Origin of the sequence: Mycobacterium tuberculosis complex sp. N0072, from assembly GCF_030323725.1 — a bacterium.
In the GTDB taxonomy this organism is placed as follows: domain Bacteria; phylum Actinomycetota; class Actinomycetes; order Mycobacteriales; family Mycobacteriaceae; genus Mycobacterium; species Mycobacterium tuberculosis.
The window spans coordinates 2,927,774-2,949,259 of record NZ_CP040689.1; the positions used below are offsets into that span (position 1 = coordinate 2,927,774).

A 21,486-nucleotide genomic window follows, 5' to 3' on the forward strand; every position below is an offset into this window, starting at 1 on the left:
TCACCTCCGACCTAGAGGATATCCCTCACAGGCGGCTCAGGCTGTGCACCGGCAGCGGTGCGAGCGCCGCGCGACCGCTCAACCCCGCAAGTTCCACCACTACGGCCGCCCCGGCCACGTTGGCGCCACCGCGCTCAAGCAGGCGTCGCGTCGCGCCGATGGTGCCGCCGGTTGCTAACACGTCGTCAATGATCACGACACGGCGGCCCGCAACCTCGATGCCCTCAGCGAGAATCTCCAGAGTGGCGGCGCCGTACTCCCTGTAGTACTCCTCGCTGAGCACCGGCCGGGGCAGCTTGCCGCCCTTGCGAACGGCCAGCACACCCACTTCGAGCCGGGTGGCGACCGCGGCTGCCACCAGAAACCCGCGGGCGTCGACGCCGGCCACCAGGTCAGCTCCGGACGCCCGATCGGCCAGCGCTTCGGTTACCGCGGCCAATCCTCTTCGGTCGGCGAATAGCGGGGTGAGGTCCTTGAACTCGACGCCGGGAACCGGAAAGTCGGCCACATCCCGGGTCAGCGACGCAACCACGTCGGCCACAGATATGGCTGAGCTCCGGCGGGACTCACCGAGCGCCAATACCCGCCCGTCGTCGACCCAACGCTGCCGGCGGCGCTTCCCCCGTGCCTTTAAGGAGAGCCCCGTCGCGATCACGTTCAACACGTAGTCACCAGCCCATGTACCGCCATGGCACACATCCTCTCCCAGACAGCCCGGAGCACCTGCGACACTACGCTCCGATAGGTCCGCTTCTCGTCGTGGAATTCTGTCAATTACCTGCAGATGGCACTGGCCATCGTCACCGCGCCAGCGCCCAGCGATCCATGTTCCACCCTGCCCCCCATCGCGTCGGATTCCTGCTCACCGCATACATTTTCGTCGACATCAACAACGTGCGCTGCTGCCGGTACAACGGCAAGGTTGGCATCTCATCCCAGAGCACCGGCGCGGCCTCGGCAAGCAACCTGGCCCGCTCGGCGGGGTCGGCCGACACCGCGAGCGCGCTGATGATGCCGTCGATCTGAGCGTTTGCGTACCCCGATAGATTGTTTCCGTTGCCGCTGTGCAAGTCATAGGCATCCATCGCAGACGATCCGCTCGATCCGCTGCCGGTGGCCCCACCGGTGCTCGCCAACAATACGTCAATCTTTCCGTCCCGCAGCGCTTGCGGTCCGGGTGTGTCCACCGTCACATCCGAAACGGTGATCCCGGCCGGGGCGCAGGCGTCGGCAATGGTTCCGATGGTGGCCGCCAACCGAGCGTTGGGCCTGCCGTAGCCGATCCGCACGGTCAGCGGCGTACCACCCAGCGCGTCGCGAGCGGCGGCGGGGTCCACCCGGCCGAACTGACGTGCTTCGGCGGCGCCGTCGGCATCGGTGAGGGCATCGTCGGTCGCCGGGGACAGCCGCGAGTTGGCAATCGGAACCCCGGCATCCCGAGCGATCGCGTCCCGGGGTACACACAACGCGAGCGCGCGGCGGGTGCGGCTTTGCGCGAGTGAACCTTGTGGTGCGAAGATCAGCTGCTCGATCCCGGCCGACGGGTAGTCGGTGCGCTGGTAGCTGTCGGGGGTTACCAGGGATCCCGATGAACCGGCCGCGACGTCGACCACGTCGACGCTGCGGTTGTTGACCCGGTCTTGGATATCGGCTCCCTGCGGCCAGACGGTGATCCGCTTCGTGATCGCCTTGGTGCCCCACCAACGATCATTGGCGACGAGCACCACGGCGCCATCGTCCAGGACGGATTCGATCTTGTACGGTCCCGACGAGGGGAAGCGGCTGCGGACTTCGTCGTGGCTGCGGCCCGGCTTGAGGTCCCACGTGGAATTCCACAGTCGCGCAATCTGTTCCACCGCTGACACGTTGTTGCTTAGCAACGCCGCGGTAACATCGATGTGCAGCTGGTCGGCGATCACGTGCGACGGCATCAGCGACGTCGCGGTGAACAGCTGGGAGTGGTCAACGACACTGCGATCCGGGATGAACGACACCCGGGCCTTTTTCTGCCCCGCCGTGCACTCGATGTTGGCGATGTCGACATAGCCGGCCTGCGTAGCAGCGTCGAAGCCGGGAAAGCGGCCGGATTGGGCCGCCCAGGCCAATACCAGGTCGTCACAGGTCACCGGCCTGCCGTCGGAATAGACGGCGTCGTCGGAGATCTGGTAGTCGAGGATCAACGGCGACCCCTCCACCACCGAGACCGTTCCGAAGTCGCGGTCAGCCACCACTTGGCCGTCGGGGCCGTGATAGCCAAACCCGGTGAGAGTCCGGGCGAATGCCTGCGCCCCGGCCGACGCGGCACCGATGACGGTATTGGTGTTGTAGGTGACCAGCGCGCCGTCGACCACGTAGTCGATCTGAGCCGCGGCGCTGCCCGAACACGCGGTCAGCGTGGTTGCGGCGACCAACGTCGCGGTACCAACGACTCGCAGGCCGGCGATGCGCGTATGACGCCGGCGGCGGGGGGCCACCGCGCCTACCGCCGACCGGCGTTCCGCTTGCCGGTCGGACGCCTGGTACCGACGGGACGCACTGGGCGCGCCCCCGGCGCCGGCTTGCTGGAGCCCTGGGCCGCCCGCGGGGCGGATTGGCTGCTGGCCTGCGTGATCCCCACCAGCGACTGTTCATCAGCGGCTGCCGGCTGCTCGCCGCCATCCGTGCTGGCGTCCTCTGATCCCGCCGGCGAGCCGGAGTTACGCCGTTTGAGCACCCGACGGGTGTGGTTGCGCACCAACTCCGTGCGCTCACGGAGGGTAACCAACAGCGGCGTGGCGAAGAAGATTGACGAGTAGGTGCCGATGATGATGCCGATCAGCTGCACCAGCGCCAGGTCTTTGAGAGTGCCGACGCCCAGCAGCCAGACCGCCACCACCATCAGCGCCAACACCGGCAACACGCCGATCAGGCTGGTGTTGATCGACCGCATGAACGTCTGGTTGATCGCCAGGTTGGCCTGCTCGGCGAAGGTGCGCCGGGTGGTGTGCTGGAAGCCATGGGTGTTCTCCTCGACCTTGTCGAACACGATGACGGTGTCATAGAGCGAGAACCCGAGAATGGTCAGCAGGCCGATGACCGTGGCCGGGGTGACTTCGAAACCCACCAGGGAATAAACGCCGGCGGTGACGGTCAGGTCGAAGAGCATGGCCGTTATCGCCGAGATGGTCATGTAGCGCTCGTAGCGCACGGTAATGTAGAGGGCGACCAGCACCAGAAACACCACCAGCGCGATCACCGCCTTCTTGGTGATCTGACCGCCCCAGGTCTCCGACACCGCCGAGTCGCTGATGGCCTGCTTGCTGGGCTGACCGTCGGTTCCCTTGGGCCCGAAGGCCTCGAATAGGGCGTCCCGCAGCTTGGCCGTCTGGTCGCTGGTCAGCGTCTCCGAACGAATCTGCACCGTCGCCGAAGCACCGGCCCCGACGATCACCACCGACTGGGGCTCACTGCCGAGGGCCCGGTAGTAGACGTCTTCGACCTGCGCGACTTGGGTGCTGCCACGCGGGAACGACACCGTGGTACCGCCTTTGAAATCGATGCCGAAGGTGAACCCACGAAAGACGATGCTGGCGATGGCCACCGCGACGATCGCACCGCTCACGCCAAACCACAACCGGCGGCGTCCCACTACCTCAAACGCCCCGGTGCCGGTGTACAGGCGCGAAAGGAAGCTATGGTGCCCCAGCTTCGAGGCGGTGTCTGTGGTGCTGTCGCCGTCGGTCCGCGCCACAGCACTCTCGGTGGCCTCGGTGAGTTCGACCGCCGACGTGGCTTCGTCGTCGCGGCCGGTCTTTGCTTTCGACGCCATCGGCTATCCCCGTCCCGTCCGAGCCATGGCCCGGCGTTCGCGTGCGACCTGCTGCACCGCTCCCAGGCCGTTGTATGCCGGCTTGGCCAGCAGCGACGATTTGGACGCCAGATACACCAACGGCCACGTCACCAAGAACACCACGACGAGGTCCAGGATCGTGGTGAGGCCCAGGGTGAACGCGAACCCCTTCACCTGACCGATCGCCAGAAAGTACAGCACGGCAGCGGCCAGGAAAGTGACGGCGTTGCCCGACACGATCGTCTTGCGGGCACGCGCCCAACCGCGCGGCACTGCCGACCGGAACGAACGGCCTTCGCGGATCTCGTCTTTGATGCGTTCGAAGAACACCACGAACGAGTCGGCGGTGGTCCCGATACCGATGATCAGGCCCGCAATACCAGCCAGATCTAGGGTGTAGTTGATATATCGGCCCAAGAGCACCAGGATCGCAAAAACCATTGAGCCAGAAGCCACTAGCGACAAGGCCGTGAGCAGTCCCAGCACTCGGTAGTAGAGCAGCGAATACACCAGCACCAACAGCAGGCCGATCGCACCCGCGATCATGCCCGCGCGCAGCGATGACAACCCCAAGGTCGCCGAAACCGTTTGGGCTTCCGACGGTTCGAAGGACAGCGGCAGCGACCCGTACTTGAGGACGTTGGCGAGCTGGCGTGCGGTCGCCGCGGTGAATGGCGGATCCCCACCGCTGATCTGGGTTCGGCCGCCGGGGATCGCTTCCTGGATCTGCGGTGCACTGACAACCTGCGAGTCCAGGGTGAACGCCGTCTGGGTGCCGATATGGGCGGCGGTGTAGTCGGCCCAGATGTTGGCCGCCGGACCCTTGAACTGCAGGTCGACGACGTAGCCGATGCCGCGCTGGTCCATACCCGAGGTGGCGTTTTGGATCTGGTCGCCGCTGATGATCGACGGCGCCAGCAGGTACGCGGTCTTGTGGTCGGTCGAGCAGGTCACCAACGGCAGTTTCGGGTCGTCGTTGCCGGCCAAAATGTCGTCGCTCTCGCAGCGGGTCGCCTGGAATTGCAGTGCAACCATCTGCATGTATTGGTTGGTGCTCTGCCGCAGCTTCTTCTCCTGGGCGATGCGCTCGGCGAGATCCTTGCGCGGATCCGTGGCCGGCGCCTCAGCGGGCGGCGCCGGCGGCGGGCTGGCCGGTGAGGTCGGGTTGGGCGATGGCGCCGGGTCCTGCGGATAGGGCCGCGGTTGGGCCCCAGGTTGCGGTGAAGCCGGCGCCCCCGATTGGGCTGGCGGCGGTGCGGCGGGTTGACCGGGCGGCTGCGGTTCGGCGCTGGGTGCCGGCTGCGGTTCTTCGGCTGCGGGCTGCGCCGGCATCGAGTTGAGCACCGGCCGGATGTACAGCCGAGCGGTCTGTCCGAGGTTGCGTGCCTCGCTGCCGTCGTTGCCGGGCACCGTGATGACCAGGTTGTCACCGTCGACGACCACCTCCGAACCGGACACTCCCAGCCCGTTGACCCGCGCGCTGATGATTTGCTGCGCCTGTGCCAGCGCTTCCCGGCTCGGGGCCGAGCCGTCCGGTGTGCGCGCGGTCAGCGTGACCCTGGTGCCGCCCTGCAGGTCAATGCCGAGTTTGGGGGCGGTGTGCTTGTCCCCGGTGAAAAACACCAGCAAATAGATGCCGATCAGCATCACCAGGAACACCGACAGGTAACGGGCAGGGTGCACCGGCGCCGAAGACGATGCCACGTTCCTTGTATCTCCTCGAGAATCAGTTTTCTACCCCCGACAGAGCCTACGTGTCGCGCCGGGGCGCGTCGCGCAAGCGGCTCGTCGGTTCCGGTCGGCCGGTTGCCGGTCAGGAATCGTTGGTCACCCGGCGCTCGCCGGCCACGTCGTCAACATCCTTGTCAAGGTCCTCGTTGAGCTCCTCGTCGATGTCGTCGTCCGGCAGAATTCGGTCACGAATCGCCAACTTCATCCACGTGGTGACCACCCCGGGCGCGATCTCGAGGTCGATGGTGTCGTCGGCAATGGCGACGATGGTGGCTTCCAGCCCAGAAGTCGTGTGTACCCGCTCCCCGGGCTGCAACGAGTCGTGCAGATCGATGGTGGCTTGCATGGCCCGTCGCTGGCGGCGCGACGCGAAGTACATGAACCCACCCATGATGAGCAGGAACGGCAAGAACAAAACGAAACTCTCCATCAACCCGTCTTTCGTATTGGTATTGCGATCACGGTGCCAGGCCTACCCGCGGGCCGCGCACCTGGTAACAGTCCAGTGTGCCCGTCCAGTCTGGCAGGCCGGAAACATCGGTCAGCAGATAGGCTTTACCAGCGATGTGAACCGGCGAGCCGGGTGAGGAGGATCTGTGGCCAGCCTGCAGCAGAGTCGGCGCCTGGTCACCGAAATCCCCGGTCCCGCATCGCAGGCACTGACTCACCGCCGGGCGGCGGCGGTGTCCAGCGGTGTTGGGGTCACCCTGCCGGTGTTCGTAGCCCGCGCCGGCGGCGGCATCGTGGAAGACGTGGACGGTAACCGGCTCATCGACCTGGGTTCGGGCATCGCAGTGACGACGATCGGCAACTCGTCGCCACGCGTGGTGGATGCGGTGCGCACGCAGGTGGCCGAATTTACCCACACCTGCTTCATGGTGACGCCATACGAGGGGTACGTGGCCGTCGCCGAGCAACTCAACCGGATTACCCCAGGTTCGGGCCCCAAGCGCTCGGTGTTGTTCAATTCCGGCGCCGAGGCAGTCGAGAACGCCGTCAAGATCGCACGCTCCTACACCGGCAAGCCCGCGGTGGTGGCGTTCGACCACGCCTACCACGGTCGCACCAACCTAACGATGGCGCTGACCGCCAAGTCGATGCCCTACAAGAGCGGCTTCGGTCCGTTCGCGCCGGAGATCTACCGAGCGCCATTGTCTTACCCCTATCGGGACGGCCTCCTCGATAAGCAACTGGCTACCAATGGTGAGCTAGCCGCGGCCCGAGCCATCGGCGTCATCGACAAGCAGGTAGGCGCGAACAACCTGGCCGCCCTCGTCATCGAACCGATCCAGGGCGAAGGCGGTTTCATCGTTCCGGCCGAAGGGTTCCTACCTGCCCTCCTCGATTGGTGCCGCAAGAACCATGTGGTGTTCATCGCCGACGAGGTGCAAACCGGCTTTGCCCGTACCGGGGCGATGTTCGCCTGCGAGCACGAGGGCCCCGACGGTCTAGAGCCCGACCTGATCTGCACGGCCAAAGGCATCGCCGATGGATTGCCGCTGTCGGCGGTCACCGGCCGCGCCGAGATCATGAACGCCCCGCACGTGGGCGGCCTGGGCGGCACGTTCGGCGGCAACCCGGTGGCCTGTGCGGCCGCGCTGGCCACCATCGCAACCATCGAAAGCGACGGGCTGATCGAGCGGGCCCGCCAGATCGAACGCCTGGTGACCGACCGGTTGACGACGCTGCAGGCCGTCGACGACCGGATCGGCGACGTGCGTGGTCGCGGCGCCATGATCGCCGTAGAGCTGGTCAAATCCGGAACCACCGAGCCCGACGCCGGGCTGACCGAGCGGCTGGCGACCGCGGCCCACGCCGCCGGCGTCATCATTTTGACCTGCGGCATGTTCGGCAACATCATCCGGCTACTGCCGCCGCTGACCATCGGCGACGAGCTGCTGAGTGAGGGGCTGGACATCGTGTGCGCGATCTTGGCCGACCTCTGACGGCCTGCCGGCCCCGACTGCGTCATCCCGTGCCGCATCTCACAGCCGATCAGCAGCAGGCTTGCATTGTGTAATATATTTACTTTAGCTAACGTTCTATTGGTCGGGCGCAGCGCCGCGCCGTCGATTTCCCACCCTTTCCGGCACGCCGAGGTGACCGCATGTCGATCAACGATCAGCGACTGACACGCCGCGTCGAGGACCTATACGCCAGCGACGCCCAGTTCGCCGCCGCCAGTCCCAACGAGGCGATCACCCAGGCGATCGACCAGCCCGGGGTCGCGCTTCCACAGCTCATCCGTATGGTCATGGAGGGCTACGCCGATCGGCCGGCACTCGGCCAGCGTGCGCTCCGCTTCGTCACCGACCCCGACAGCGGCCGCACCATGGTCGAGCTACTGCCGCGGTTCGAGACCATCACCTACCGCGAACTGTGGGCCCGCGCCGGCACATTGGCCACCGCGTTGAGCGCTGAGCCCGCGATCCGGCCGGGCGACCGGGTTTGCGTGCTGGGCTTCAACAGCGTCGACTACACAACCATCGACATCGCGCTGATCCGGTTGGGCGCCGTGTCGGTTCCACTGCAGACCAGTGCGCCGGTCACCGGGTTGCGCCCGATCGTCACCGAGACCGAGCCGACGATGATCGCCACCAGCATCGACAATCTTGGCGACGCCGTCGAAGTGCTGGCCGGTCACGCCCCGGCCCGGCTGGTCGTATTCGATTACCACGGCAAGGTTGACACCCACCGCGAGGCCGTCGAAGCCGCCCGAGCTCGGTTGGCCGGCTCGGTGACCATCGACACACTTGCCGAACTGATCGAACGCGGCAGGGCGCTGCCGGCCACACCCATTGCCGACAGCGCCGACGACGCGCTGGCGCTGCTGATTTACACCTCGGGTAGTACCGGCGCACCCAAAGGCGCCATGTATCGCGAGAGCCAGGTGATGAGCTTCTGGCGCAAGTCGAGTGGCTGGTTCGAGCCGAGCGGTTACCCCTCGATCACGCTGAACTTCATGCCGATGAGCCACGTCGGGGGCCGTCAGGTGCTCTACGGGACGCTTTCCAACGGCGGTACCGCCTACTTCGTCGCCAAGAGCGACCTGTCGACGCTGTTCGAGGACCTCGCCCTGGTGCGGCCCACAGAATTGTGCTTCGTGCCGCGCATCTGGGACATGGTGTTCGCAGAGTTCCACAGCGAGGTCGACCGCCGCTTGGTGGACGGCGCCGATCGAGCGGCGCTGGAAGCGCAGGTGAAGGCCGAGCTGCGGGAGAACGTGCTCGGCGGACGGTTTGTCATGGCGCTGACCGGTTCCGCGCCGATCTCCGCTGAGATGACGGCGTGGGTCGAGTCCCTGCTGGCCGACGTGCATTTGGTGGAGGGTTACGGCTCCACCGAGGCCGGGATGGTCCTGAACGACGGCATGGTGCGGCGCCCCGCGGTGATCGACTACAAGCTGGTCGACGTGCCCGAGCTGGGCTACTTCGGCACCGATCAGCCCTACCCCCGGGGCGAGCTGCTGGTCAAGACGCAAACCATGTTCCCCGGCTACTACCAGCGCCCGGATGTCACCGCCGAGGTGTTCGACCCCGACGGCTTCTACCGGACCGGGGACATCATGGCCAAAGTAGGCCCCGACCAGTTCGTCTACCTCGACCGCCGCAACAACGTGCTAAAGCTCTCCCAGGGCGAGTTCATCGCCGTGTCGAAGCTCGAGGCGGTGTTCGGCGACAGCCCGCTGGTCCGACAGATCTTCATCTACGGCAACAGTGCCCGGGCCTACCCGCTGGCGGTGGTTGTCCCGTCCGGGGACGCGCTTTCTCGCCATGGCATCGAGAATCTCAAGCCCGTGATCAGCGAGTCCCTGCAGGAGGTAGCGAGGGCGGCCGGCCTGCAATCCTACGAGATTCCACGCGACTTCATCATCGAAACCACGCCGTTCACCCTGGAGAACGGCCTGCTCACCGGCATCCGCAAGCTGGCACGCCCGCAGTTGAAGAAGTTCTATGGCGAACGTCTCGAGCGGCTCTATACCGAGCTGGCCGATAGCCAATCCAACGAGCTGCGCGAGCTGCGGCAAAGCGGTCCCGATGCGCCGGTGCTTCCGACGCTGTGCCGTGCCGCGGCTGCGTTGCTGGGCTCTACCGCTGCGGATGTGCGGCCGGACGCGCACTTCGCCGACCTGGGTGGTGACTCGCTCTCGGCGCTGTCGTTGGCCAACCTGCTGCACGAGATCTTCGGCGTCGACGTGCCGGTGGGTGTCATTGTCAGCCCGGCAAGCGACCTGCGGGCCCTGGCCGACCACATCGAAGCAGCGCGCACCGGCGTCAGGCGACCCAGCTTCGCCTCGATACACGGTCGCTCCGCGACGGAAGTGCACGCCAGCGACCTCACGCTGGACAAGTTCATCGACGCTGCCACCCTGGCCGCAGCCCCGAACCTGCCGGCACCGAGCGCCCAAGTGCGCACCGTACTGCTGACCGGCGCCACCGGCTTTTTGGGTCGCTACCTGGCGCTGGAATGGCTCGACCGCATGGACCTGGTCAACGGCAAGCTGATCTGCCTGGTCCGCGCCAGATCCGACGAGGAAGCACAAGCCCGGCTGGACGCGACGTTCGATAGCGGCGACCCGTATTTGGTGCGGCACTACCGCGAATTGGGCGCCGGCCGCCTCGAGGTGCTCGCCGGCGACAAGGGCGAGGCCGACCTGGGCCTGGACCGGGTCACCTGGCAGCGGCTAGCCGACACGGTGGACCTGATCGTGGACCCCGCGGCCCTGGTCAACCACGTGCTGCCGTATAGCCAGCTGTTCGGCCCAAACGCGGCGGGCACCGCCGAGTTGCTTCGGCTGGCGCTGACCGGCAAGCGCAAGCCATACATCTACACCTCGACGATCGCCGTGGGCGAGCAGATCCCGCCGGAGGCGTTCACCGAGGACGCCGACATCCGGGCCATCAGCCCGACCCGCAGGATCGACGACAGCTACGCCAACGGCTACGCGAACAGCAAGTGGGCCGGCGAGGTGCTGCTGCGCGAAGCTCACGAGCAGTGCGGCCTGCCGGTGACGGTCTTCCGCTGCGACATGATCCTGGCCGACACCAGCTATACCGGTCAGCTCAACCTGCCGGACATGTTCACCCGGCTGATGCTGAGCCTGGCCGCTACCGGCATCGCACCCGGTTCGTTCTATGAGCTGGATGCGCACGGCAATCGGCAACGCGCCCACTATGACGGCTTGCCGGTCGAATTCGTCGCAGAAGCCATTTGCACCCTTGGGACACATAGCCCGGACCGTTTTGTCACCTACCACGTGATGAACCCCTACGACGACGGCATCGGGCTGGACGAGTTCGTCGACTGGCTCAACTCCCCAACTAGCGGGTCCGGTTGCACGATCCAGCGGATCGCCGACTACGGCGAGTGGCTGCAGCGGTTCGAGACTTCGCTGCGTGCCTTGCCGGATCGCCAGCGCCACGCCTCGCTGCTGCCCTTGCTGCACAACTACCGAGAGCCTGCAAAGCCGATATGCGGGTCAATCGCGCCCACCGACCAGTTCCGCGCTGCCGTCCAAGAAGCGAAAATCGGTCCGGACAAAGACATTCCGCACCTCACGGCGGCGATCATCGCGAAGTACATCAGCAACCTGCGACTGCTCGGGCTGCTGTGATCGGGCCTGGCCGCCGCGGCGCCGGGTAACCAAGCAGCCCGTTACGCCCAGTTCGCCTATGAGAAGGCAGTAAGAAGCGCGAAAAATGGCAGACCCCGACGGAGGCCCTCTGAAAGAGTCTTGATCATCAGGGCGCGTGACATGTGTCACATGACGGGTTGGGAGGGTGGCTGATGTCGTTTGTCACGGCAGCTCCAGAGATGCTGGCGACGGCGGCGCAGAATGTCGCGAATATCGGCACATCGCTGAGTGCGGCAAACGCGACGGCAGCGGCGTCCACGACCTCGGTGCTGGCGGCCGGAGCCGACGAGGTATCGCAGGCTATCGCAAGGCTGTTCAGTGATTACGCCACGCACTATCAGTCGCTGAACGCTCAAGCCGCGGCATTTCATCACAGCTTCGTGCAAACGTTGAACGCCGCCGGTGGCGCCTATTCGAGCGCCGAGGCGGCCAACGCTTCGGCGCAGGCGTTGGAACAGAATCTGTTGGCCGTGATCAATGCGCCCGCCCAGGCGTTGTTCGGGCGTCCCCTGATCGGCAATGGCGCGAATGGAACAGCGGCCAGCCCCAACGGCGGTGATGGTGGGATTTTGTACGGCAACGGCGGCAACGGCTTCTCCCAAACGACCGCCGGGGTGGCCGGCGGCGCCGGTGGTTCCGCGGGCCTGATCGGCAACGGCGGCAATGGTGGCGCCGGTGGGGCCGGTGCTGCCGGCGGGGCCGGCGGCGCCGGCGGATGGCTGCTCGGCAACGGTGGCGCCGGCGGTCCCGGCGGCCCAACGGACGTTCCTGCCGGCACAGGTGGAGCCGGCGGGGCCGGCGGCGACGCCCCATTGATCGGCTGGGGCGGCAACGGCGGGCCCGGCGGTTTCGCTGCTTTTGGAAACGGTGGGGCCGGCGGCAACGGCGGCGCCAGCGGTTCGCTCTTTGGCGTCGGCGGCGCCGGCGGCGTCGGCGGATCGAGCGAAGACGTCGGCGGCACCGGCGGGGCCGGCGGCGCTGGCCGCGGTCTATTCCTTGGCCTGGGCGGTGATGGCGGCGCCGGCGGCACCAGCAACAACAACGGCGGTGACGGTGGCGCCGGCGGCACCGCGGGAGGTCGATTGTTCAGCCTGGGCGGTGACGGTGGCAACGGTGGTGCCGGTACCGCAATCGGATCCAACGCCGGTGACGGTGGCGCCGGCGGTGACAGCAGCGCCCTGATCGGCTACGCCCAGGGCGGCTCCGGCGGCCTCGGCGGCTTCGGCGAAAGTACCGGCGGCGACGGCGGCCTGGGCGGCGCCGGCGCTGTGCTCATCGGCACGGGCGTCGGCGGTTTCGGCGGCCTCGGTGGCGGCTCCAACGGCACCGGGGGCGCGGGCGGCGCGGGCGGCACGGGCGCCACGCTGATCGGCCTGGGCGCCGGCGGCGGCGGCGGCATCGGCGGGTTCGCCGTCAACGTGGGCAACGGCGTCGGCGGTCTGGGCGGCCAGGGCGGCCAGGGCGCCGCGCTGATCGGCCTGGGCGCCGGCGGTGCCGGCGGTGCCGGCGGCGCCACAGTCGTTGGACTTGGTGGCAATGGCGGTGACGGCGGTGACGGTGGCGGCCTGTTTAGTATCGGCGTCGGCGGGGACGGCGGCAACGCCGGCAACGGCGCCATGCCTGCCAATGGCGGCAACGGCGGCAACGCCGGGGTCATTGCCAACGGCTCCTTTGCCCCGTCGTTCGTCGGCTTCGGCGGCAACGGCGGCAACGGCGTCAATGGCGGCACCGGCGGCACCGGCGGCAGCGGCGGGATCCTTTTTGGCGCCAACGGCGCGAACGGACCGTCGTAGCGGGTCCTCCAGCGCACTACTCGAACAACCCCGGTTGACTCGCTCCGACCGGTGGCGTCATGCCCAGGTGCGTCCAGGCCAGGGCGGTGGCCACCCGGCCGCGCGGGGTGCGCGCGACCATACCCGCGCGCACCAGAAATGGTTCGCACACCTCCTCGACCGTGGCGGCCTCCTCCCCGACCGCCACCGCCAGCGTCGACACACCCACCGGACCACCGCCGAAGCTGCGGGTCAGCGCCGAGAGCACCGCTCGGTCCAGCCGGTCCAGACCCAGCTCGTCGACGTCGTAGACCTCCAGTGCGGCCTTGGCGACGTCGCGGGTGATGACGCCGTCGGCGCGCACCTCGGCGAAGTCACGCACCCGGCGCAACAACCGGTTGGCGATCCGCGGCGTTCCCCGAGAACGGCGGGCGATTTCGGCGCCGGCGTCGGCGCCCAGCTCGATACCCAGAATTCCGGCGGAGCGGGCCAGCACCCGCTCCAGCTCGGCGGGCTCGTAGAAATCCATGTGCGCGGTGAAGCCGAACCGGTCGCGCAGCGGGCCGGTCAACGCGCCCGACCGGGTAGTCGCCCCGACCAGGGTGAACGGCGCGACCTCCAGCGGAATCGACGTGGCCCCAGGACCTTTGCCGACCACCACATCGACGCGGAAGTCTTCCATCGCCAGATACAGCATCTCCTCGGCGGGCCGGGCGATGCGGTGGATCTCGTCGATAAACAACACGTCGTGCTCGACCAGGTTGGACAGCATCGCCGCCAGGTCACCGGCGCGTTCCAACGCCGGCCCCGACGTCACCCGCAGCGAGGACCCCAGCTCGGCGGCGATGATCATCGCCAACGACGTCTTGCCCAAGCCCGGCGGACCGGACAGCAGAATGTGATCCGGTGTGCCGCCGCGGTTTTTGGCTCCCTCGATGACCAGCTGCAGCTGTTCGCGGACCCGGGGCTGGCCGATGAATTCGCGTAACGAGCGCGGCCGCAGGCTGACGTCGATGTCGCCCTCTCCGACGGTGAGTGCGGGCGAAACGTCGCGGTCGGACCGCTCGGTCATCGGGCCTTCCCCAGCAACGACAAGGCAGACCGCAGCGCGCTGGATGTCGTCGCGTCATGGTTGGCGGCCAGCACCGTATCGGTGGCCTCCTCGGCCTGTTTGGCCGCAAAGCCCAGGCCGACCAGAGCCTCGACCACGGGACTGCGCACCGCGTGGCCGTTGGTCGAGAGTGCGCCGCCGGTGGCTGCCACCCCAACCTTGTCGCGTAGTTCCAACACCATGCGTTCGGCGCCCCGCTTGCCGATCCCAGGCACCCGGGTCAGGGCGGCGACGTTGCCGTCGGCCAGCACCTGCCGTAGCGCCGGAGCGTCGTGCACGGCCAGTGCCGCCATCGCCAGCCGGGGCCCAACGCCGGAGACCGACAGCAGCGTCAGGAATAGGTCGCGGGTTTCCCCGTCGGGAAACCCGTACAGCGTCATCGAGTCCTCGCGCACAATCATCGCGGTGATCAGCCGGGCCTCGGTGCCTTGCCGCAACGTCGCCAGCGTCGCCGGTGTCGCGTTCACTCGGTAGCCCACACCGGCGGCCTCGATCACCACATGGTCAAGCGCCACCTCGAGCACCTCACCGCGGACCGAGGCGATCATCGGGCGGCCTTCAGCTTGGCTAGGTACGCATGACGCTGCTGCGCTGCTCGTGCTTCCGCCCTCGACGTGGCCTCAGCCATCCGGGCGATCGTCGGCGCCCGCCAACAGTGACAGATCGCCAGCGCCAAAGCGTCGGCCGCGTCGGCCGGTGTCGGTTTAGCTTGCAGCGCAAGGATTTTGGTGACCATCGCGGTGACCTGAGCCTTGTCTGCGGAACCGTTGCCAGTGACCGCCGCCTTGACCTCGCTGGGGGTATGGAAATGCACGTCGACACCACGTTTGGCCGCCGCCAGGGCGATCACGCCGCCGGCCTGCGCGGTGCCCATCACCGTGGTCACGTTGAGCTGAGAGAACACCCGTTCGATAGCCACCACCTCCGGATGATGGGTGTCCAGCCAGTGCTCGACGGCATCGCTGATGGCCAACAGGCGCTGCGCCAAGGCCGCATCCGACGGTGTGCGCACCACGTCGACATCCAGCGCGGTGAGCTGCCGACCACGCCCACTCTCGATAAGCGACAGCCCGCATCGGGTCAACCCGGGATCGACACCCATCACCCGCACCGCACGCTCCCTCAGCCATTTCCGAACAATCGTTCGATACGCTAGCGGATCGTCCCGACATCCCGCGCAGGACACGCCTATGGAACGTGCGATGGTAAATTTCCTACCATGCGAACAACCATCGATGTCGCAGGACGTCTGGTGATTCCCAAGCGGATTCGCGAGCGCCTTGGCTTGCGCGGGAACGACCAGGTGGAGATCACCGAGCGCGATGGGCGCATCGAGATTGAGCCGGCCCCGACCGGTGTCGAACTCGTTCGGGAAGGCTCGGTTCTCGTCGCACGGCCAGAACGTCCCCTACCCCCGTTGACCGACGAAATCGTTCGGGAAACGCTCGATCGCACACGGCGGTGATCGCACCAGACACCAGCGTGCTGGTTGCCGGATTCGCGACCTGGCACGAAGGGCACGAGGCCGCCGTGCGCGCGCTCAACCGTGGCGTCCATCTGATCGCGCACGCGGCTGTGGAAACCTATTCGGTCTTGACCCGGCTACCACCGCCGCATCGTATTGCCCCTGTTGCCGTCCACGCCTACTTGGCGGACATCACCTCCAGCAACTACCTGGCACTGGATGCCCGCTCATATCGCGGCTTGACCGACCACCTCGCCGAGCACGATGTCACCGGTGGCGCAACCTACGATGCCCTGGTCGGCTTCACGGCGAAAGCTGCCGGCGCAAAGCTGCTGACTCGCGACCTGCGCGCGGTCGAAACGTACGAGCGATTGCGGGTCGAGGTTGAGCTGGTGACCTGAGAAACCGTTGCCGTTGAGTGTGTTTGAGTTGCACGCTCACCGACACCCGGATGGTGCACCAGTGAGCTGGGGTGACCGCGGCCGAGACCTGCCGGGTTCCCGGCCGGACAACTCGCCCGTTGTGACCCCCGGTCCCGCGAAAGCTGTTACGTTAAACGGCGCCATCGATATGCGACCGATCGACCAACCGCGGCGCAGCGGTACGAGAGGGTATGCGTGGGAAATCTGCTGGTCGTGATTGCCGTGGCGCTGTTCATCGCCGCCATCGTCGTTCTCGTCGTGGCCATCCGGCGGCCCAAAACACCAGCCACGCCGGGCGGGCGCCGGGATCCGCTGGCCTTCGACGCAATGCCGCAATTCGGCCCCCGCCAACTCGGACCCGGCGCAATTGTCAGCCACGGTGGCATCGACTATGTGGTCCGCGGATCAGTCACCTTTCGCGAGGGTCCCTTCGTGTGGTGGGAACACTTGCTGGAAGGCGGCGACACGCCAACCTGGCTGAGCGTGCAAGAGGACGACGGGCGTCTCGAGCTTGCGATGTGGGTGAAACGCACCGATCTGGGCTTGCAGCCCGGTGGCCAGCACGTGATCGACGGCGTGACGTTTCAGGAGACCGAGCGCGGTCACGCCGGATATACCACCGAGGGCACGACGGGCCTGCCGGCCGGCGGTGAGATGGACTACGTCGACTGCGCCAGTGCCGGTCAGGGGGCCGACGAGTCCATGCTGCTGTCATTCGAGCGTTGGGCACCGGACATGGGATGGGAGATAGCGACCGGCAAGTCCGTACTGGCCGGCGAGCTCACCGTCTACCCCGCGCCCCCAGTCTCGGCATAGGGCCGAATCGGTGCCACTTCATCAGCTCGCCATAGCGCCGGTGGACGTATCAGGGGCATTGCTTGGACTCGTGCTGAACGCACCCGCGCCGCGGCCACTGGCCACCCACCGACTGGCCCACACCGACGGCAGCGCACTGCAGCTCGGCGTCCTCGGCGCGTCGCATGTCGTCACCGTCGAGGGACGCTTCTGCGAGGAAGTCTCCTGCGTGGCCCGCAGCCGGGGCGGCGATCTGCCCGAGTCCACCCACGCACCCGGCTACCACCTCCAATCCCATACCGAGACGCACGACGAGGCGGCGTTTCGGCGACTCGCGCGCCACCTGCGTGAACGCTGCACGCGGGCAACCGGGTGGCTGGGCGGTGTGTTTCCCGGTGATGACGCCGCGCTGACCGCACTCGCCGCCGAACCCGATGGAACCGGGTGGCGTTGGCGGACTTGGCATCTGTACCCGAGCGCGTCCGGCGGGACGGTGGTCCACACGACGAGCCGATGGCGTCCATGAGCCGCAACCGCCTGTTCCTGGTTGCCGGCATCTTGGCGGTTGCCGCCGCCGTGTCCTTGATCTCTGGAATCACGCTGCTGAACAGGGACGTTGGCTCGTATATCGCCTCGCACTATCGCCAAGAATCCCGTGACGTGAACGGAACGCGATACCTGTGCACCGGATCGCCCAAACAGGTGGCCACCACGCTCGTCAAGTACCAGACCCCGGCGGCGCGCGCGTCGCATACCGACACCGAGTACCTGCGTTACCGCAACAACATCGTGACGGTCGGACCCGACGGCACCTATCCGTGCATCATCCGCGTCGAAAACCTCAGCGCCGGATATAACCACGGCGCATATGTCTTCCTGGGCCCTGGATTCACCCCTGGGTCCCCGTCGGGCGGTTCGGGGGGCAGCCCGGGCGGTCCTGGCGGCAGCAAGTAAGGCGATGACGCAAAGGAGAGAGTCATGTATCAGGCCGGAGTCGATTTCGGGACCATCAGCCTTACCCCGATCCTGCATGGGGTGGTGGCCACCGTCTTGTACTTCCTAGTGGGCGCCGCCGTGCTAGTCGCAGGCTTTCTGATGGTCAACCTGTTGACCCCGGGCGATCTGCGTCGCCTAGTGTTCATCGACCGCCGCCCCAACGCCGTGGTTCTGGCCGCCACAATGTATGTGGCGCTGGCCATCGTCACCATCGCCGCCATCTACGCCAGCTCCAATCAGCTGGCCCAGGGCCTGATCGGCGTGGCGGTGTACGGAATCGTCGGTGTCGCGCTGCAGGGGGTGGCACTGGTGATCCTCGAGATCGCGGTGCCGGGGCGATTCCGTGAGCACATCGACGCACCTGCGCTGCATCCGGCGGTGTTCGCTACCGCCGTCATGCTGCTGGCGGTAGCGGGGGTAATCGCCGCCGCGTTGTCATGACGTCCACCCGGCAGGCGGGCGAAGCCACCGAAGCTTCGGTACGGTGGCGGGCCGTGCTGCTGGCCGCGGTCGCGGCGTGCGCGGCCTGCGGTCTCGTTTACGAGCTCGCGCTGCTGACACTGGCGGCGAGCCTGAACGGCGGCGGGATCGTGGCCACCTCCCTGATCGTCGCGGGCTACATAGCCGCGCTGGGAGCAGGCGCCTTGCTGATCAAGCCGCTACTTGCACACGCGGCCATCGCGTTCATCGCCGTGGAGGCGGTGCTGGGCATCATCGGCGGATTGTCCGCGGCGGCGCTGTATGCGGCGTTCGCGTTCCTGGACGAGCTCGACGGGTCGACGCTGGTTCTTGCGGTGGGCACCGCCCTGATCGGCGGGCTGGTCGGCGCCGAGGTGCCGCTGCTGATGACGCTGTTGCAGCGCGGCCGCGTGGCAGGGGCCGCCGATGCCGGACGCACCCTGGCCAACCTCAACGCGGCCGACTATCTGGGCGCGTTGGTCGGCGGGCTGGCCTGGCCATTCCTGCTGCTGCCGCAGTTAGGGATGATCCGCGGTGCGGCGGTCACCGGCATCGTCAATCTGGCGGCCGCCGGGGTTGTGTCGATCTTCCTGCTGCGCCACGTCGTGTCCGGCCGGCAACTGGTGACCGCCTTATGCGCGCTCGCCGCGGCGCTCGGGCTGATCGCCACACTGCTGGTGCATTCCCACGACATTGAGACCACCGGCCGCCAACAGCTCTACGCCGACCCGATCATCGCCTACCGACACAGCGCCTACCAGGAAATCGTGGTCACCCGCCGCGGCGATGACCTGCGCCTCTACCTGGACGGAGGTTTGCAGTTCTGCACCCGCGACGAATACCGCTACACCGAAAGCCTGGTCTACCCGGCAGTCTCCGATGGCGCGCGTTCGGTGCTGGTGCTCGGTGGCGGCGACGGACTGGCAGCCCGCGAACTGCTGCGCCAACCCGGCATCGAGCAGATCGTGCAGGTGGAACTCGACCCCGCGGTCATCGAACTGGCGCGCACCACCCTGCGCGACGTCAACGCCGGTTCGCTGGACAACCCGCGCGTACACGTCGTGATCGACGACGCCATGAGCTGGCTACGCGGCGCCGCGGTCCCCCCGGCTGGCTTCGACGCAGTGATCGTCGACCTTCGCGACCCCGATACTCCCGTGCTGGGTCGGCTGTATTCCACCGAGTTCTACGCACTCGCCGCCCGCGCGCTCGCGCCCGGCGGGCTCATGGTCGTGCAGGCAGGCAGCCCGTATTCGACCCCGACTGCGTTCTGGCGCATCATCTCCACGATCCGGTCCGCCGGGTATGCCGTCACGCCCTACCACGTGCACGTGCCCACCTTCGGCGACTGGGGATTCGCCCTGGCACGCCTTACAGACATCGCGCCCACCCCCGCTGTGCCGAGCACTGCCCCTGCACTGCGCTTCCTGGACCAACAGGTGCTCGAGGCCGCGACCGTGTTTTCCGGCGACATCCGGCCCCGCACGTTGGACCCGTCGACCCTGGACAATCCGCACATTGTTGAGGACATGCGGCACGGCTGGGACTAGCGCACCCATCTAGGGCGGCCAGGGTTTGCACAACGCAGCACGGGTTCCGAACGGAACCGGGGCCCGCTCGTAGCCCGGCCATAAAAGCATAAAAACAGTATGCTGGGTAAATGAAGACCACGCTCGACCTGCCTGATGAACTGATGCGCGCTATCAAGGTCCGCGCGGCGCAGCAGGGCCGCAAGATGAAAGATGTCGTGACCGAACTGCTCAGATCCGGTCTGTCCCAGACGCACAGCGGGGCTCCAATCCCAACGCCGCGGCGCGTGCAGCTTCCCCTGGTGCATTGCGGTGGCGCGGCTACCCGCGAACAAGAAATGACGCCGGAGCGTGTTGCCGCGGCCTTGCTCGACCAGGAGGCCCAGTGGTGGTCCGGACACGACGATGCTGCTCTGTGACACCAACATCTGGCTGGCGTTGGCGCTTTCCGGACACGTGCACCACAGGGCCTCGCGCGCATGGCTAGACACCATCAACGCGCCCGGAGTCATCCACTTTTGCCGCGCAACCCAACAGTCGCTCCTTCGGCTGTTGACGAATCGGACGGTGCTGGGCGCGTATGGCAGCCCACCACTGACCAACCGCGAAGCGTGGGCGGCCTATGCCGCGTTCCTGGATGACGACCGCATCGTGCTGGCCGGCGCCGAACCTGATGGTTTGGAGGCCCAGTGGAGAGCCTTCGCCGTTCGCCAGTCGCCGGCGCCCAAGGTTTGGATGGATGCCTACCTAGCTGCTTTCGCACTTACCGGTGGATTCGAGTTGGTGACGACTGACACCGCCTTCACCCAGTACGGCGGAATCGAGCTGCGGCTCCTGGCCAAGTGACAGCGCAAGCCCCGCAGTGCTCACTCGTCGTCGAGGGCGGCCAGCACCTCGTCGGACACGTCGACGTTGGTCCACACGTTCTGCACGTCGTCACTGTCTTCTAGCGCGTCGACGAGCTTGAACACTTTCCGTGCGCCGTCCAGGTCCACGGGCACGCTGACCGAGGGTTGAAAGCTGGCCTCGGCCGATTCGTAATCGATGCCGGCATCTTGCAAAGCGCTACGAACCGCGACCAGTTCCGCGGGCTCGGAGATGACCTCGAAACTGTCGCCCAGGTCGTTGACGTCCTCGGCACCGGCTTCCAGAACAGCCGCCAGCACATCGTCTTCGGTCAAGCCGTTCTTTTCCAGGGTCACCACGCCTTTGCGGGAGAACAGGTAGGACACCGACCCCGGATCGGCCATGGTGCCACCATTGCGCGTCATCGCCACCCGCACCTCGCTGGCGGCGCGATTGCGGTTGTCGGTCAGACACTCGATCAGCACCGCCACCCCGTTGGGCGCGTAGCCCTCGTACATGATGGTCTGCCAGTCGGCGCCGCCGGCCTCCTCGCCGGCGCCGCGCTTGCGGGCCCGTTCGATGTTCTCGTTGGGAACCGAGCTCTTCTTCGCCTTCTGAATCGCGTCGTAGAGCGTGGGGTTGCCGGCCGGATCACCGCCACCGACACGCGCCGCCACCTCGATGTTCTTGATCAGCCGGGCGAACATCTTGCCGCGGCGGGCGTCGACGACGGCCTTCTTGTGCTTGGTGGTGGCCCACTTGGAATGGCCGCTCATCGCAGTGATTTACCTCTTCTGTTGCTCGTTCGCCAGACGAGTCTACGTGGGGGTTGTGGGCGGCGAGCCAACCGGCACGAGCAGACACAAAAGCTCCAAATTTCGGCCTGAAACGGGTGC

At 66.9% G+C, this 21,486-nt stretch carries 21 protein-coding genes; 12 read left to right on the plus strand and 9 right to left on the minus strand.

Annotated features, from left to right (window positions below; translation table 11 throughout):
* Positions 1-25 precede the first annotated feature (25 nt).
* The 5 genes from FF952_RS13720 to yajC all read right to left on the minus strand — a co-directional run bounded on the left by FF952_RS13720 (position 26) and on the right by yajC (position 5,990).
* Entirely contained in the window at positions 26-697 is a 672-nt protein-coding gene (locus tag FF952_RS13720) for an adenine phosphoribosyltransferase (RefSeq protein WP_003413369.1), read from the minus strand.
* Positions 698-800: 103 nt separating this feature from the next.
* Positions 801-2,474, minus strand: coding sequence for an ABC transporter substrate-binding protein (locus tag FF952_RS13725; RefSeq protein WP_003413373.1), 1,674 nt, complete (start codon positions 2,472-2,474; stop codon positions 801-803).
* A gap of 5 nt (positions 2,475-2,479) precedes the next feature.
* A complete protein-coding gene (secF, locus tag FF952_RS13730; protein ID WP_003899387.1) occupies positions 2,480-3,808 on the minus strand; it encodes a protein translocase subunit SecF in 1,329 nt (442 codons plus the stop codon).
* Between the two features lie 3 nt (positions 3,809-3,811).
* Complete coding sequence (gene secD / locus FF952_RS13735; RefSeq protein ID WP_003413385.1) at positions 3,812-5,533, minus strand: protein translocase subunit SecD; 1,722 nt, start codon at positions 5,531-5,533, stop codon at positions 3,812-3,814.
* A gap of 109 nt (positions 5,534-5,642) precedes the next feature.
* Positions 5,643-5,990: a preprotein translocase subunit YajC gene (gene yajC / locus FF952_RS13740; protein WP_003413391.1), complete on the minus strand. Its 348-nt coding sequence runs from the start codon at positions 5,988-5,990 to the stop codon at positions 5,643-5,645.
* Between the two features lie 166 nt (positions 5,991-6,156).
* Between yajC and gabT the strand changes: the two genes are divergently transcribed.
* From gabT to FF952_RS13755, 3 genes are all read left to right on the plus strand, one after another.
* The gene (gene gabT, locus FF952_RS13745) at positions 6,157-7,506 is read left to right on the plus strand and encodes a 4-aminobutyrate--2-oxoglutarate transaminase (protein ID WP_003413395.1); all 1,350 of its coding nucleotides are present in this window, start codon (positions 6,157-6,159) and stop codon (positions 7,504-7,506) included.
* 161 nt (positions 7,507-7,667) lie between these two features.
* The gene (gene car, locus FF952_RS13750) at positions 7,668-11,174 is read left to right on the plus strand and encodes a carboxylic acid reductase (RefSeq protein WP_003413409.1); all 3,507 of its coding nucleotides are present in this window, start codon (positions 7,668-7,670) and stop codon (positions 11,172-11,174) included.
* Positions 11,175-11,347: 173 nt separating this feature from the next.
* Positions 11,348-12,988: a PE family protein gene (locus FF952_RS13755; protein ID WP_014001344.1), complete on the plus strand. Its 1,641-nt coding sequence runs from the start codon at positions 11,348-11,350 to the stop codon at positions 12,986-12,988.
* Positions 12,989-13,004: 16 nt separating this feature from the next.
* Here FF952_RS13755 and ruvB read toward each other — a convergent pair whose 3' ends face one another.
* From ruvB to ruvC, 3 genes are read right to left on the minus strand one after another with little or no spacing between them, the layout of a single operon-like run.
* On the minus strand, positions 13,005-14,039 hold the full coding sequence (gene ruvB, locus FF952_RS13760; RefSeq protein ID WP_003413416.1) for a Holliday junction branch migration DNA helicase RuvB: 1,035 nt from the start codon (positions 14,037-14,039) through the stop codon (positions 13,005-13,007).
* Positions 14,036-14,626, minus strand: a complete 591-nt coding sequence (gene ruvA / locus FF952_RS13765; protein WP_003413421.1) for a Holliday junction branch migration protein RuvA — start codon at positions 14,624-14,626, stop codon at positions 14,036-14,038. Before ruvA ends, ruvB begins: the two co-directional genes overlap by 4 nt.
* The gene (ruvC, locus tag FF952_RS13770) at positions 14,623-15,189 is read right to left on the minus strand and encodes a crossover junction endodeoxyribonuclease RuvC (RefSeq protein WP_003413426.1); all 567 of its coding nucleotides are present in this window, start codon (positions 15,187-15,189) and stop codon (positions 14,623-14,625) included. Before ruvC ends, ruvA begins: the two co-directional genes overlap by 4 nt.
* A gap of 108 nt (positions 15,190-15,297) precedes the next feature.
* Between ruvC and FF952_RS13775 the strand changes: the two genes are divergently transcribed.
* The 9 genes from FF952_RS13775 to FF952_RS13815 all read left to right on the plus strand — a co-directional run bounded on the left by FF952_RS13775 (position 15,298) and on the right by FF952_RS13815 (position 20,590).
* Entirely contained in the window at positions 15,298-15,543 is a 246-nt protein-coding gene (locus tag FF952_RS13775; RefSeq protein WP_003413429.1) for an AbrB/MazE/SpoVT family DNA-binding domain-containing protein, read from the plus strand.
* Positions 15,540-15,944 (plus strand): type II toxin-antitoxin system VapC family toxin, encoded by a 405-nt coding sequence (locus FF952_RS13780; protein ID WP_003413432.1) that lies wholly within the window; start codon positions 15,540-15,542, stop codon positions 15,942-15,944. Before FF952_RS13775 ends, FF952_RS13780 begins: the two co-directional genes overlap by 4 nt.
* Before the next feature lie 216 nt (positions 15,945-16,160).
* A complete protein-coding gene (locus FF952_RS13785; protein ID WP_003413441.1) occupies positions 16,161-16,781 on the plus strand; it encodes a DUF4178 domain-containing protein in 621 nt (206 codons plus the stop codon).
* Positions 16,782-16,791: 10 nt separating this feature from the next.
* A complete protein-coding gene (locus FF952_RS13790; protein ID WP_003413444.1) occupies positions 16,792-17,286 on the plus strand; it encodes a DUF2617 family protein in 495 nt (164 codons plus the stop codon).
* Positions 17,283-17,714 (plus strand): DUF4247 domain-containing protein, encoded by a 432-nt coding sequence (locus FF952_RS13795; RefSeq protein ID WP_003413445.1) that lies wholly within the window; start codon positions 17,283-17,285, stop codon positions 17,712-17,714. The genes FF952_RS13790 and FF952_RS13795 overlap by 4 nt, the downstream gene beginning before the upstream one ends.
* Positions 17,715-17,738: 24 nt before the next feature.
* Positions 17,739-18,197 carry a DUF350 domain-containing protein gene (locus tag FF952_RS13800; RefSeq protein ID WP_003413451.1) on the plus strand — a complete coding sequence of 153 codons (459 nt, stop codon included), beginning with the start codon at positions 17,739-17,741 and terminating at the stop codon, positions 18,195-18,197.
* On the plus strand, positions 18,194-19,765 hold the full coding sequence (locus FF952_RS13805) for a polyamine aminopropyltransferase (RefSeq protein ID WP_003899392.1): 1,572 nt from the start codon (positions 18,194-18,196) through the stop codon (positions 19,763-19,765). Before FF952_RS13800 ends, FF952_RS13805 begins: the two co-directional genes overlap by 4 nt.
* Positions 19,766-19,875: 110 nt before the next feature.
* Positions 19,876-20,163, plus strand: coding sequence for an antitoxin VapB41 (locus FF952_RS13810; protein ID WP_003413456.1), 288 nt, complete (start codon positions 19,876-19,878; stop codon positions 20,161-20,163).
* Positions 20,150-20,590, plus strand: a complete 441-nt coding sequence (locus FF952_RS13815; RefSeq protein WP_003413460.1) for a type II toxin-antitoxin system VapC family toxin — start codon at positions 20,150-20,152, stop codon at positions 20,588-20,590. The genes FF952_RS13810 and FF952_RS13815 overlap by 14 nt, the downstream gene beginning before the upstream one ends.
* A gap of 20 nt (positions 20,591-20,610) precedes the next feature.
* Here the strand turns inward: FF952_RS13815 and FF952_RS13820 are convergent, their stop codons facing one another.
* Positions 20,611-21,366, minus strand: coding sequence for a YebC/PmpR family DNA-binding transcriptional regulator (locus FF952_RS13820; protein ID WP_003413464.1), 756 nt, complete (start codon positions 21,364-21,366; stop codon positions 20,611-20,613).
* Positions 21,367-21,486: the final 120 nt, after the last annotated feature.